Here is a 13294-nt window from a genome sequence, read left to right as displayed (position 1 = left end):
CGCCCGGCACCGGCTCACGCGCGGCGTGGCGTCGTGCCGGAGCAGCCCGCGGGACGGCGTAGTCTGGGCGTCTGCGTCGAGCGCGAAGGAGCCCGAACCGATGAGCATCGACCTCAGGCGTGCGACAGGCGCGCCCGCGGAGACCTGGAAAGACCCGGCCGCGCACTGGCCGGCGATGACACGCGCCGTCGCGCACCTCTCGGGCCCCGTGGCCGCCATCAGTCTCCCCGCCCTCGCCTACAACGCATTCGACATGGGGGTGCGCGCCTCAGGCGTTCCGATCCGTGTCGCGAGCAAGTCGGTGCGGGTGCGCGAGGTGCTCGACGCGACGCTCGATCTCGCGGGCTACCAGGGCATCCTCGCCTTCACGCTCCCTGAGGCGCTGTGGCTGGCCGAGACCCACGACGATGTCGTGCTGGGCTACCCGACGGCCGACCGTGCCGCCATCGCAGCGCTCGCCTCCGACGAGCGCGCGGCGGCTCGGGTGACCCTCATGGTCGACGATCTCGCCCAGCTCGATCTCGTCGACGGCGTCGTCGCGCCGACCGCGCGCCACCGCATCCGCCTCGCGATCGACGCCGATGCGTCGTGGCGCGCCCCCGGGCTCGGCCACATCGGCGTGCGGCGCTCTCCCGTGCACGAGCCGGCACAGGTCGCCGCCCTGGCCCGCTCGATCGCCGCGCGACCGGGCTTCGACCTCGTCGGCCTCATGATGTACGAGGCGCAGATCGCCGGTCAGCCGGATGCCACGGGCTCGGGCGACGCCGTCATCCGCTGGATGCAGCGCCGCTCGTCGCAGGAGCTGCTCGACCGCCGAGGCGCGATCGTCGAGGCCGTGCACGCCGTCGCCCCGCTCGAGTTCGTCAACGGCGGCGGCACCGGATCGCTGGAATACACGGCATCCGACCTGTCGGTCACCGAGCTCACGGCGGGCAGCGGGCTGCTGGCCGGGCACCTGTTCGACGGCTACCGGGTGTTCGACCCCGCACCGGCCGCGGCGTTCTCGCTCGAAGTGGTGCGCAAGCCCGCGGCCGACATCGCGACGGTGCTCGGCGGCGGCTGGATCGCCTCGGGGCCGCCGGTGGCCTCGCGGCAGCCGCTGCCGGTATGGCCCGCGGGGCTGAAGACGCTCGCGCGCGAGGGTGCGGGCGAGGTGCAGACTCCGCTCCAGGGCGAGGCGGCCCGCACGCTGTCGGTCGGCGACCGCGTCTGGTTCCGTCACGCCAAGAGCGGCGAGCTGGCCGAGCGCGTCGAGAGCTATCACCTCGTCGACGGCGATCGCGTCGTGGGCGAGAGCGCGACCTACCGTGGAGAGGGAAAGGCGTTCCTATGACTCGACCCGAAGGCACGTGGCAGAACTGGGGTCGCTCGGCGCGCGTGCGCCCGCAGCGGGTCGAGTTCCCCCGCTCGGTCGGCGCGGTCGTGCGCGCCGTCGAGGCGGCCAAGACGCGCGGGATGCTGATCAAGGCCGTCGGGGCGGGGCACAGCTTCACCGGCATCGCCGTCGCCCCCGGGGTGCTGCTGGATCTCACGGATCTGTCGGGGATCGTCTCGGTCGACCGCGAGCGGAGCCGCGTGACGCTGCTGGCCGGCACCCGGCTGCACCGCATCCCGGCGCTCCTGGCGCCCTATGGCCTGGCCATGCAGAACCTCGGCGACATCGACCGCCAGTCGATCGCCGGCGCCATCTCCACCGGCACGCACGGCACCGGATCCCGCTTCGGCGGCATCTCGACGCAGGTCGTGGGCGCGAAGCTCGTCACCGGCACGGGAGAGCTGCTCACGGTCGACGAGAACGAGAACGCCGACCTGCTGCCCGCCGTCGCCGTGGGCCTCGGTGCACTGGGCATCCTCGTCGAGGTCACCCTGCAGTGCGTGCCGGCGTTCGTGATCCACGCCCTCGAACGCCCGGAGCCGCTCGAAGCGGTGCTCGATGAACTCGACGAGCGCGGCACGGGCGCCGACCACTTCGAGCTGTACTGGTTTCCGCACACCGACGTGGCGATGACCAAGACCAACACGCGGCTTCCCGCCGACGCGCCGCTGCATCCGCTGTCGGCCGCCGGCAAATGGGTCGACGACGTGCTGATCGGCACGGCGGTGCACGAAGCCGTGTGCCGCCTGGGCAAGATCGCGCCGGGGAGCATCCCCTTCGTCAACCGCACCGCCGCCAAGATCTGGGGCGACCGCGAGTTCACCGACCGCTCGCACCGCGTGTTCGCGACGGCGCGCGACGTGCGCTTCCGCGAGATGGAGTACGCGGTGCCCGCCGACAACCTGCGGCCTGCGATCGATGCCGTTCGGGCCCTCATCGACGACCGCGGCTGGCGGATCTCGTTCCCGATCGAGGTGCGCTTCGCCGCAGCCGACGACCTGTGGCTGTCGACGGCATCGGGGCGCGCGTCGGGCTACCTCGCGGTGCACCGGTACTGGCGCGAAGACCCGACCGAATACTTCGAGGCGGTCGAGCAGATCATGCTGTCGCTGGGGGGTCGGCCGCACTGGGGCAAGATGCACACCCTCGACGCGTCGGTGCTGCGGGGGCGCTATCCCCGCTTCGACGACTTCGTCGCGCTGCGCGACCGGCTCGACCCCGACCGGCTCTTCCGCAACCGGTACCTCGATCGCGTGCTGGGTGAGTAACGACTGGGAGTCGCGCAGGCTCCCCTGGGCGCGCGCAGGCGCGTGGATAGGATGTGCACATGTGGGAATGGCTGATTCCGGTCCTGATCGTCGTCGCTCTCGTCGCGATCGTCGGCATCTACCTCTGGGCGACCTACAACTCGCTCGTCGCGCTGAATGTGCGCGTCGATGAGGCGTGGAGCGATATCACGGTGCAGCTGAAGAGACGCGCCGATCTGCTGCCGAACCTGATCGAGACGGTCAAGGGCTACGCGGCCCACGAGAAGGCCGTGTTCGAGAACGTCACGCGTGCCCGCGCCGAGACGCTCGGCGCCGGCGGGCCCGCCGAGGCGGGCGTCGCCGAAGGCCACATGCAGCAGGCGCTGCGATCGCTGTTCGCCGTGGCCGAGTCGTACCCTCAGCTGCAGGCCAGTCAGAACTACCTGCAACTGCAGCAGTCGATCGTCGACACGGAAGACAAGATCCAGGCCTCCCGCCGCTTCTACAACGGCGGCGTCCGCGAGCTCAACACCAAGATCAAGGTGTTCCCGAACAACCTGTTCGCCCGCAATCTCGGCTTCCACGAGCGCGAGTTCTTCGAGGTCGTCGACGGCGCCGCGATCAGTGAGCCGCCGCGCGTGCAGTTTTGACGCGTGACGGGTCAATGCCGCGCAGCGGCGTTGAGGCGTCACGGGTCAAGGTTGAGTAGGCCGCCGAAGGCGGCCGTATCGAAACCCGGGAGATAGAGCGTGTATTCAGCCATCGCCCGCAACAAGCGCAACACCTGGTTCATCGTCATCGCCTTCGTTCTCTTCCTCGGGGCGATCGGCCTCGTGGCGGGGTGGCTCGCCGGTGAGAACTGGTGGATCACGGCGTTCATCCTGATCTTCGCGGCCGGCTACGCGACGCTGCAGTATTTCATGGCCGACCGCGAGGCGCTCGCGCTGTCGGGCGCCGTCGAGGTGAGCAGGGCAGATGCCCCGCGGTACTATCGGCTCGTCGAGAACCTCTGCATCTCGACGGGCACGCCCATGCCGAAGCTCTTCGTGGTGACCGATGCCGCACCCAACGCCTTCGCGACGGGTCGCACCCCCGAGACGGCATCGATCACGGTGACCACGGGGCTGTTCGAGATCATGACCGACCGCGAGCTCGAGGGCGTGCTGGGCCATGAGCTCGCGCACATCCGCAATTACGACATCCGTGTCTCGCTGATCGTCTTCGGACTGGTGGTCGCCGTGGGCGTGCTGGCCGATTCGATGATGCGGATCGCGTTCTTCGGCGGCCGCGGCCGCGGCAACAACCAGGCCCAGTTGCTGTTCCTCATCTTCGGCGTCGTCGCCGCGATCGTCTCGCCCCTGCTGGCGGGAGCGGTGCAGGCGGCGGTCTCGCGGCAGCGCGAGTATCTCGCCGACGCGACGAGTGCGCTCACCACGCGCGATCCCGACGGTCTCGCCTCGGCCTTGGAGAAGCTCCAGGAGCACGCCCAGCCGCTGACGCGGGCGAACACCTCGATGGCGCATCTGTGGATCGCCGACCCGTTGCGGCCGAACGCGATGGCGCGCATGTTCGCCACGCATCCGCCGATCGCCGACCGCATCGCGCGCCTGCACACGATCGGCGGGCAGTTCTGAGATGCGCACGCTCAGCCGTGGCGAGGCCCGCCGCGTCGCGGTCACGGCGCAGCTTCTGAGCGCCGAGCGCCCCGCCGACATCATGGAGGCCCTCGACGGGCTCGGCGCGATCGACACCGAGCCCACCGCCGCGGTCGCCGGTGCGACGGATCTCGTGCTGTGGACGCGGCTCGGCTGGCCCTATCAGCCCTCCGATCTGGCGCGGCTAATCGAGCAGGATCGCGCCGTCTTCGAGTGGGGCGGGTTCCTGCGCCCGATGGCCGACCTGCCGCTGTTCCTGCCGGTGATGCGGGCAGGGCCGCGCTACCGCGAGCCGCGCGAGTGGCTCGACGCCAACGCCGCGTTCCGCCGCGACGTGCTCGCGCAGCTCCGAGAGCGGGGGCCGCAGCATCCCGTCGACATCCCCGACACGGCGCAGGTCTCGTGGCGATCGACCGGGTGGACCAACAACCGCAACTCGTCGCAGATGCTCGAGATCCTGCTCGCGTGCGGCCAGGTGGCGGTGTCGGGGCGCGACGCGAAGGGGAGGCTGTTCGATCTGGCCGAGCGCGTATATCCGGCCGATGTCGACGACCTGACCGAGGCGGATGCTGCGCTCGGTCGCGCATGGCGGCGCCTCGGCTCGCTCGGCATCGCCCGGCGCAAGGCGCTCACCGAGCGCGGCGACGACGTGGATCCCGCCGAGCTCGGCGAGATCGTGCAGGTGGCGGGCACCCAGGGGGAGTGGCACCTCGATCCGGTGCTGCGGGATGCGCCGTTCGCCGGTCGGACGGCGCTGCTCTCCCCGTTCGATCGCCTGGTGTTCGACCGCGACCGCATCGCCGACATCTTCGGCTTCGAGTACATCCTCGAGATGTACAAGCCGGCCGCCCAGCGCCGCTGGGGCTACTTCGCGCTGCCGATCCTGCGCGATGATGCGCTCGTCGGCAAGCTCGACGCCAGAGCCGACCGCAAGGCGGGCGTGCTGCGGGTCGCGGCCGTGCACGAAGATGTGGTGTTCGACGAGCAGGCCGCCGCCGACGTCGACCGCGAGATCGCCGAGTTGGCCCACTGGCTGGGTCTCGAGGTCGTCCGCACCGGCTAGGCGATGGTCGGCAGCGGGTCGGGCTCGTCGGGGGCGAGTGCGACCGCATCGGCGGCACCTCGGTCGTGGCGGGCGGCCCCCGGCAGCGCGTCGGCGAGCTCGTCGACGGCGTCGCCCCAGTCTGAGACCGAGATGCGTTCGAGCTGCTGCCACTCGGCCGCCGCCTGCAGCTCGCCGGCGATCAGCTCGGCGGCATGGGCGGGGCGGCCGTCTTCCCACCACGCCGACTGCACACGCAGCGTCGAGCCCGCCCTGTCGGCCTTGAGGTCGACCCGGCCGACGATGTCGTCTCCGACGAGCACGGGCAGCGAGTAGTACCCGAAGCGGCGCTTGGCGGCCGGTGTGTAGATCTCGATGCGGTACTCGAAGTCGAACAGGCGCTCGGCCCGATCGCGGAACCACACCACGGGGTCGAACGGCGTCAGCAGCGCCGCGCCCTCGATGCGCCGCGGCAGCCGCGCGTCGCGGTGCACCCAGGCCGGCATCGGTCGCCCGCCCGTGGTCCAGCCCTCGACGGTCACCCGCTGCAGCTCGCCCAGGTCGACGAGCGTCTCGGCCGCCGCCGTGACGGCACGTCTGTCGCGCACGCGCCAGTAGTCGGCGAGATCGGCCGCGCCGGCGACGCCATAGGCTTCGGCGGCACGGCGCACCAGTTCGAGGATCGCCTCGTCGCGCGAGACCGGGGCGGCCAGCACCTCGGCGGGGATCACGTGCTCGGCGAGGCCGTAACGCCGCTCGAAACCGCGGCGCCCGGCGATGGCGACGTCGCCGAACATCCACAGGAACTCCAGCGCGTGCTTGACGACGTCCCAGTCCCACCACGGGCCGCGGCGCGCCTGCTTGGCGTCGTGGTCGATCTGCGCGGGGCGCAGCGGCCCGCGCTCGGCGAGTTCGGCCCGCACCCAGTCCACGATCTCGCGGTGCCGCTGGTACCAGCCGTCGGCCGAGGTGCCGTACTTCGCGCGCATCTCGTCCATGCGGAAGCCGAACAGCGCCCAGTCGGCGGCGGGCACGAGCGCCGCCTCGTGGGCGACGTATTCGACATAGGGCGGACGCGGGGCGAACAGCAGCCGGTCGAGTGCCGCCGTGTCGTAGGGGCCGAGCCGCGAGAACAGCGGCATGTAGTGCGAGCGGGCGAACACGTTCACCGAGTCGATCTGCAGCGCCCGCATGCGCCGCAGTTCGATGTTGAGCTGGCGCGTGCCGGGGGCCGTGGGACGGGGGCGGCCGAAGCCCTGTGCGGCCAGGGCGATGCGGCGGGCCTCGGCGGCGCTCAGCGACTCCTTCACGCCGACGAGCCTAACCACGGCCACCGACACGGCACAGCCGCCGCGCGACTCTAGACTGGCCAGATGAGTGCGCGTCAGCATCCGTCGCGTCGGCCCGCGGTGCGGGCGACCGTTCGCACCGAGCGGCGCGCAGGCGAAGAGAGCGTCGTCTCGGCCCTGCCGCACGGCCTGCGCCTGTCGGCGGCCTACGCGTGGCGGTTCCTCGTGATCGCCGCGGCGATCGGCGTCGCGATCTGGCTCGTCATCGAGCTCAAGCTCCTGGTCATCCCGCTCCTGGTCGCGATCCTCGTGACGGCGCTGCTGTGGCCGGGATTCGCGTGGATGCTGCGGCACCGCGTGCCGCGCTGGCTCGCGATCGTGGTCGCGATCATCGGCACGGTCGTGGTGATCTCCGGACTCCTGTGGCTCGTCGGCTGGCAGATCTCGCTGCAGTGGGCGAGCGTGCAGGCCAAGACAGTCGTCGCGATCGATCAGCTGCGCGCCTACCTCATCGACGGCCCGCTGCATCTGACCGCCGAGCAGATCGACGAACTGCTCGCGCAGGGGCTCGACTTCATCCAGCAGCAGGCCTCGCTGCTGTGGTCGGGCGCCCTCGCGATCGGCACGACCGTGGGGCACGTCGCGACCGGAGCGGTGCTGTCGCTGTTCATCCTGCTGTGTCTGCTCGCCGACGGGTCGGGCATCTGGCGGTGGACGGTGCGGCTGTTCCCCCGGCGCGCCAGGGCGGCCGCCGACGGCGCCGGCCGGGCCGGCTGGGTCACCGTCGTCAACTACGCGCGCACGCAGCTGCTTGTCGCCACGATCGACGCCGTCGGCATCGGGCTGGGCGCCTTCCTGCTCGGGGTCCCTCTGGCGATCCCGATCGCCGTGCTCGTCTTCCTGGGCGCCTTCGTGCCGATCGTCGGTGCCGTCGTCACCGGCACCCTCGCCGTCTTCCTCGCCCTGGTCTACAACGGACCGTGGATCGCGCTGTGGATGCTGGTGGTCGTGCTCGGCGTGCAGCAGCTCGAGGGCCACGTGCTGCAGCCGCTGCTGATGGGCTCCGCTGTCAAGGTGCACCCGCTCGCCGTCGTGCTCGTGGTCGCCGGCGGCGCCATGATCGCCGGCATCCCAGGCGCCCTGTTCGCCGTGCCGCTGGCCGCATTCGTCAACGTCGTCGCCGTCTATGTCGGGTCCCGGGCGTGGGAGCCCGGCGCCAGACCCACCGGCGATCTCATCTGGAGCACCGTGCCCCGCCCGAGGAGGACCCCGCAGTGACCCGCCCGACCCTGGCGGCGTTGGAAGACGCCGCCGCGACGCTCGATGGCGTCATCGTGCACACGCCGCTCGACGAATCGCAGTACCTCAGCGATCTGCTCGGGGTGCCCGTGCACTTGAAGTTCGAGAACCTGCAGCGCACCGGCTCGTTCAAGATCCGCGGCGCCGCCTATCGGCTCTCGCGACTGAGCGCCCAGGAGCGGGCGCGGGGCGTCGTCGCCGCTTCGGCCGGCAACCACGCGCAGGGCGTGGCGATGGCGGCACAGGCCCTCGGCATCCCCGCGACGATCTTCATGCCGCTGGGGGTGCCCGTGCCCAAGCTGCTGTCGACGCGCGGCTACGGCGCCGACGTGATCCTCGAGGGTGCGACCGTCGAGACGCCGCTGCGCCTGGCGGCGGAGTTCGCCGAGCGCACCGGCGCGGTGCTGATCCACCCCTACGACCACGACGACATCGTCGTGGGGCAGGGCACGCTCGGGCTCGAGCTCTACGACGAGGTTCCCGACCTCGACACCGTGATCGTCGGCATCGGCGGCGGAGGCCTCATCGCCGGCGTCGCGGCGGCCGTCAAGGCTCGCGCGGCGGCCGACGGTCGCACGGTGCGGGTGATCGGCGTGCAGGCCGAGAACTCCGCGGCGTACCCGTCGTCGCTGGTCGAGGGACAGCCCGTCACCGTCGAGACCACCCCGACGATCGCCGACGGCATCGCGGTGGCCCGCCCCGGCGACATCCCGTTCGAGATCATCAGAGATCTCGTCGACGAGGTCGTCACGGTCACCGACGACGACATCGCCCGAGCGCTCCTGGTGCTGCTCGAGCGTGCCAAGCAGGTCGTCGAGCCCGCGGGTGCGGTCGGGGTCGCGGCGATCCTCGCCGGCAAGATCCATGCGACGGGCCCCACGGTGTCGATCCTCTCCGGCGGCAACATCGACCCGCTGCTGCTGCAGCGCGTCGTCGCGCACGGGCTGGCGGCATCCGGCAGGTACATGTCGCTGCAGATCCCGCTGCCCGATCGTCCTGGGCAGCTCGCGCGCGTCTCCGAGCTGCTCGCACAGGTCGGTGCCAATGTCATCGAGGTGCTGCACACGCGCCACGGCCAGGGGCTGCAGATCAGCGAGGTCATCCTGCAGCTGAGCGTCGAGACGCGCGGAGAAGAGCACCGCGCGCAGGTGATCGCCGCCCTCGAAGACGCCGGGTTCGCTCCGCGCGTCGTCGAGGACTGAGCACCTCGAGGCGGGGTGAGAGCCGGGCCTACTGACCCGCGTAGGTCTCGACCTTGACGACCTCGACGGCGATCTCGCGGCCGTTGGGGGCCGTGTACGAGGTCTTCTCGCCCTCCTTGAGGCCGAGGATGGCGGCGCCCAGCGGAGAAGCCTCGCTGTAGACGTCGAGCTCGGAGTTCGCCGCGATCTCGCGGCTGCCCAGCAGGAACACCTCTTCGCCTCCGGCGACGACGGCGGTCACCACGGTGCCCGACTCGACGACGCCGTTGCTCTCCGGCGCTTCGCCGACGGTGGCGTCCTTGAGAAGCTGCTGGAGGGTGCGGATGCGCGCCTCCTGCTTGCCCTGCTCGTCCTTGGCCGCGTGGTAGCCGCCGTTCTCCTTGAGGTCGCCCTCTTCGCGGGCCGCCTCGATGCGCTTGGCGATCTCTTCGCGGCCGACGGTGGAGAGGTGCTCCAGCTCGGCGGCGAGGCGGTCGTACGCCTCCTGGGTGAGGAAGGTCACGGGGGCATCGGCGGACACGTCAGACTCCTTCGAACGGCGACGGGGGTCGATATGGCAAGACGCCCCGGCGTTGGGCCAGGGCGTCGACTGCGGTGTGGTCAGATTACGTCACCCAGCACGAGTTGACCAAACCGGTCGTCGCTTCGGCGACGGTCGGGATCGTCTCTTCGAAGGCGCGCGCGTGCTGCTCGGATGCTGCGAACTCCACGATCTTCCAGCCCACGACCCCGTGCTCGACATCCTGTGCTTCGAGCGCGCACGCGACCGTGCGGCCGGGAGGCGCCGTGATCTGGAACGAGATGGTCGCGCTGTGCTGATCGACGATGTGGAAGCCCGTGGCATCCGCGCTGACGTCGTCCATCGCGGCGGCGACCGTCATCCACGCGAACAGCACGACGACGACCGCCGCGATGGCGCCGACGATCCCGAGCGTCCAGCGCGTGCGCGCAGGGCTGCGCCGACCGTAGCGGTCGTCGAGCTTCTGCTGAGTGGTCGTCATCGGGTTCCGGTCGTGCGATCTAGGCTGGACTTCCAGGCTAGGCGCTTCGGCGCGGAACGAGGAATCCCATGCACGACGCACTCGTCGCCTTCGCGGTGGCAGTGACCTCAGCGACACCCACGCCGACCTCGACGGTCGACCCCGATCTGGTGACGCCGGGCCCGTGGGGGTTCGCCGCGATCGTGTTCATCGCCGTCGCGGTGATCCTGCTCGTGTGGGACATGATGCGTCGCATCCGGCGAGGCCGCGTGCGCGCCGATATCGACGAGCAGCTCGACGCCGAGGCGGCAGCGCAGGCCGATGCGGCCGAGAGCGCGACCGAGACCGACGACGAAGACATCGACCCCGACGCGCGCCGCTGAGCCGTCAGGCCCCGAGCGACGGGCTCACGGGGTCGAGGGCGATGATCAGGCACGCGGTCCAGTGGCACAGGAACGCGAGCACCGTGCACACGTGGAAGATCTCGTGGAAGCCGAAGTGGCCGGGCCACGGGTTGGGCTTCTTGAGGCCGTAGACGATCGCGCCCCCCGTGTAGAGCAGTCCGCCGACGATGACCAGCACCATCATCGGAGCGCTCGCGTGGAACAGCGGCACGATGTACATCACGGCGGCCCAGCCCAGCAGCAGATAGAGCGCCACGTACAGCCAGCGGGGGGCGCCGATCCAGAAGACGCGGAAGAGGATGCCGAGGAGGGCCCCCGTCCACACGACGATCAGGAGGATCTTGCCCTGGTCGGGGGGCAGCGCCAGCACGGCCAGCGGCGTGTAGGTGCCGGCGATCAGCAGCAGGATGTTCGCGTGGTCGATCCGCTTGAGCACCGCCTTGGTGGTGGGGCCCCAGTTGAACCGGTGGTAGAGCGCGGAGTTGCCGAACAGCAGCAGCGAAGAGGCCATGAACACGGCCGACGCCCACTTGGCCGCACCACTGTGCGCGAGGCAGATCAGCACGATGCCGGCGGCGATCGCGACCGGGAACGTGCCGGCATGGATCCAGCCGCGCCACGAGGGCTTGAGCTCGACCTGCGCGCTGACGGCGCCGGCTTCGAGCAGGGGCAGCTGGGGCATCTCGGCGCCGTCGTCGGGCAGCGCGGCGTCGCGGGGTCGGGTCACGCTGCCGAGCCTACGCCGTGGCATATGCCGAGCCGGGCACGCGGCCGCAGACCCGCAGGGGATTCGTAGGCGGTGGACGGTAGCGTAGAGCCGTGGCTGCGTCGAACGAGGGGAGAGGGCCGCTCTATCGGCTCTACATCGGTCGACTCCGGCGTCGGCTGCGGCCTGAGGCCGTGCCGCGTCACGTCGCGATGATGATCGACGGCAACCGCCGGTGGGCACGCCAGCTCGGCTACGACTCGGCCGCGCACGGGCATCGGGCAGGGGCCGCGAAGATGCGGGAGTTCCTGGGATGGTGCGACGCCGTCGGCATCCGCGTCGTCTCGCTCTACCTGCTGTCGACCGACAATCTCACCAAGCGCGACACCCAGGAGCTCAGCGATCTCATCGAGATCATCGCCGAGCTGGCCGACGGGCTCTCCCGCGAGCCCGATTGGCGGGTGCAGCACGTCGGCAGGGCGGATCTGCTGCCGCCCGACCTCGCGCGTGTGCTCGCCGACGCGGCGGAGCGAACGCGGGGCAATGCGGGTCTGCACGTCAACCTGGCGGTCGGCTACGGCGGGCGCGGTGAAATCGTCGATGCCGTGCGCAGCATCATCGGCCACCATCAGGCCCAGGGCGGCTCGCTCGAAGACCTTGCCGCGAGCCTGACGCCCGAGCAGATCGGCGAGCACCTCTATACCGGCGGTCAGCCAGACCCCGATCTGGTCATCCGCACGTCGGGGGAGCAGCGGCTGAGCGACTTCCTCCTGTGGCAGAGCGCGCACAGCGAGTTCTACTTCGTCGAGGCGCTCGGACCCGACCTGCGCGAGGTCGACTTCCTCCGGGCCATCCGCGATTACGGGTCCCGCGATCGCCGCTACGGCGGCTGAACTGCGAGAATCGGACGATGAGCACGATCGAGTCGTATCTGGCCTCGTTCGACGGCGAACCGGGGTATCTCGATTGGGCGGCCTTCGGGCCCCTCTCGCCCTCGGTGCGCGCCGAGGTGCGAGCAGACGCCGATCTGCTGGGCACGGGGCGACGCTCGAGCATCGACCTCGTCGGTGAGAACCCGGGTCATGCCGCCGCGCTGGTGGCCGAGATGCTCGACGTGCCGGTCGACCAGGTGGTGCTGCAGCCGTCGACGACCGACGGACTGATGCAGGCGCTGTTCGGGCTGTCGGGCGCGGTGCTCGTCTCGGACGCGGAGTTTCCGAGCCTGCGGGTGGCGGCCGCGCGGGCGGCGCAGGCGCGACCCGATCTGCAGGTGGTGCGCTTCGAACCAGACGACGCCGTCGTCTCGCCCGAGGCGGTGCGCGAAGCCCTCACCGACGACGTGACAGCAGTGGCGGTGAGCCTCGTCGACTTCCGCACCGGCTACCGTGCCGACCTCGCAGGGCTGCGCGAGGTCATCGGCGACCGCCTGCTGATCGTGGACGCCGTGCAGGGGTTCGGCGTCGTCGACGCCGACTACGCCGCCGCGGACGTCGTCTGCGCGCACGGCTACAAGTGGCTGCGGGCGGGGAGGGGCACGGGCTTCGCGTGGTTCGGCGATCGCGCGCTCGAGCGTCTCACCCCGGTCTTCTCGGGGCTCACCGGTCTCGGCGAGGCCGATCAGCCCGGCGAGCTGCCGCCGGCCGCGCGGGCGGCCAGAGGATTCAGCGTGAGCAGGCCAGACCCGCTCGCGGCGGCGCGGCTGACCACCGCCCTCCGTGACGTGCGCGATGCGGGGCTCGACGCCATCGAAGCCGCACTGCGGCAGCGGGTCGACGAGGTCATCGCCATCGCCGACTCGCACCGCATCGCCGTCGTGACCCCTCGCGACCCCGTGCGCCGCGCGGGCATCGTCGCGCTCGCCCCCGAACCGGCCGACGCCGGCCCGATCGCTGCGGCGCTGGCCAACCACGGGCTCGTCTTCACCGCCCGCGAGGGTGTGCTGCGCATCGCCCCCCACGCCGGCACCGACGAGGCGACGATGCGGATGCTGGTCGACGCGCTCGCGACGGCGGCGTCGGGCCGCGCGTGGTGAGTGCCGAGGCACCGCGGAATTAACGCGGACGTAACCGACACGCCAGCGTGTCGCTGACCGCCG

Annotated in this window: 14 protein-coding genes; 10 read left to right on the top strand and 4 right to left on the bottom strand. The window is 71.0% G+C overall.

Annotated features, from left to right (window positions below; all coding sequences use genetic code 11):
* The first annotated feature begins 100 nt into the window (after nt 1-100).
* The 5 genes from OAW74_RS07015 (at nt 101) to OAW74_RS06995 (ending at nt 5340) form a co-directional block, all read left to right on the top strand.
* Nucleotides 101-1333 carry an alanine racemase gene (locus OAW74_RS07015; RefSeq protein WP_262873587.1) on the top strand — a complete coding sequence of 411 codons (1233 nt, stop codon included), beginning with the start codon at nt 101-103 and terminating at the stop codon, nt 1331-1333.
* Nucleotides 1330-2643 (top strand): D-arabinono-1,4-lactone oxidase, encoded by a 1314-nt coding sequence (locus OAW74_RS07010; RefSeq protein WP_262873586.1) that lies wholly within the window; start codon nt 1330-1332, stop codon nt 2641-2643. The genes OAW74_RS07015 and OAW74_RS07010 overlap by 4 nt, the downstream gene beginning before the upstream one ends.
* Nucleotides 2644-2702: 59 nt before the next feature.
* Nucleotides 2703-3272 (top strand): LemA family protein, encoded by a 570-nt coding sequence (locus OAW74_RS07005; protein ID WP_262873585.1) that lies wholly within the window; start codon nt 2703-2705, stop codon nt 3270-3272.
* 99 nt (nt 3273-3371) lie between these two features.
* A complete protein-coding gene (locus tag OAW74_RS07000; RefSeq protein WP_262873584.1) occupies nt 3372-4256 on the top strand; it encodes a M48 family metalloprotease in 885 nt (294 codons plus the stop codon).
* Nucleotide 4257: 1 nt separating this feature from the next.
* Nucleotides 4258-5340 carry a DNA glycosylase AlkZ-like family protein gene (locus tag OAW74_RS06995; RefSeq protein ID WP_262873583.1) on the top strand — a complete coding sequence of 361 codons (1083 nt, stop codon included), beginning with the start codon at nt 4258-4260 and terminating at the stop codon, nt 5338-5340.
* Here OAW74_RS06995 and OAW74_RS06990 read toward each other — a convergent pair.
* Nucleotides 5337-6629: a winged helix-turn-helix domain-containing protein gene (locus OAW74_RS06990; RefSeq protein WP_262873582.1), complete on the bottom strand. Its 1293-nt coding sequence runs from the start codon at nt 6627-6629 to the stop codon at nt 5337-5339. The genes OAW74_RS06995 and OAW74_RS06990 overlap by 4 nt on opposite strands.
* A 63-nt stretch (nt 6630-6692) precedes the next feature.
* On the opposite strand from OAW74_RS06990, the gene OAW74_RS06985 reads away from it, so the two are divergent.
* Entirely contained in the window at nt 6693-7886 is a 1194-nt protein-coding gene (locus OAW74_RS06985) for an AI-2E family transporter (protein WP_262873581.1), read from the top strand.
* Entirely contained in the window at nt 7883-9109 is a 1227-nt protein-coding gene (gene ilvA, locus OAW74_RS06980) for a threonine ammonia-lyase (RefSeq protein ID WP_262873580.1), read from the top strand. Before OAW74_RS06985 ends, ilvA begins: the two co-directional genes overlap by 4 nt.
* 28 nt (nt 9110-9137) lie before the next feature.
* On the opposite strand, the gene greA is transcribed toward ilvA, so the two are convergent.
* Together greA and OAW74_RS06970 are read right to left on the bottom strand one after the other, a co-directional pair.
* Nucleotides 9138-9629, bottom strand: coding sequence for a transcription elongation factor GreA (gene greA, locus OAW74_RS06975; protein WP_262873579.1), 492 nt, complete (start codon nt 9627-9629; stop codon nt 9138-9140).
* An 85-nt stretch (nt 9630-9714) separates the two neighbouring features.
* Complete coding sequence (locus OAW74_RS06970) at nt 9715-10110, bottom strand: DUF4307 domain-containing protein (RefSeq protein ID WP_262873578.1); 396 nt, start codon at nt 10108-10110, stop codon at nt 9715-9717.
* A 68-nt stretch (nt 10111-10178) separates the two neighbouring features.
* Between OAW74_RS06970 and OAW74_RS06965 the strand changes: the two genes are divergently transcribed.
* Nucleotides 10179-10472, top strand: a complete 294-nt coding sequence (locus tag OAW74_RS06965; protein WP_262873577.1) for a hypothetical protein — start codon at nt 10179-10181, stop codon at nt 10470-10472.
* 4 nt (nt 10473-10476) lie between these two features.
* On the opposite strand, the gene trhA is transcribed toward OAW74_RS06965, so the two are convergent.
* Complete coding sequence (gene trhA, locus OAW74_RS06960; protein WP_262873945.1) at nt 10477-11175, bottom strand: PAQR family membrane homeostasis protein TrhA; 699 nt, start codon at nt 11173-11175, stop codon at nt 10477-10479.
* Between the two features lie 137 nt (nt 11176-11312).
* On the opposite strand from trhA, the gene OAW74_RS06955 reads away from it, so the two are divergent.
* Both OAW74_RS06955 and OAW74_RS06950 read left to right on the top strand, forming a co-directional pair.
* The gene (locus tag OAW74_RS06955) at nt 11313-12092 is read left to right on the top strand and encodes an isoprenyl transferase (RefSeq protein WP_262873576.1); all 780 of its coding nucleotides are present in this window, start codon (nt 11313-11315) and stop codon (nt 12090-12092) included.
* 17 nt (nt 12093-12109) lie between these two features.
* Nucleotides 12110-13231, top strand: coding sequence for an aminotransferase class V-fold PLP-dependent enzyme (locus OAW74_RS06950; RefSeq protein ID WP_262873575.1), 1122 nt, complete (start codon nt 12110-12112; stop codon nt 13229-13231).
* The last annotated feature ends 63 nt before the right edge of the window (nt 13232-13294 follow it).

This window comes from Microbacterium fluvii (assembly GCF_025515205.1).
Classification (GTDB): domain Bacteria; phylum Actinomycetota; class Actinomycetes; order Actinomycetales; family Microbacteriaceae; genus Microbacterium; species Microbacterium fluvii.
This window is presented reverse-complemented; position numbering and strand designations above follow the sequence as displayed.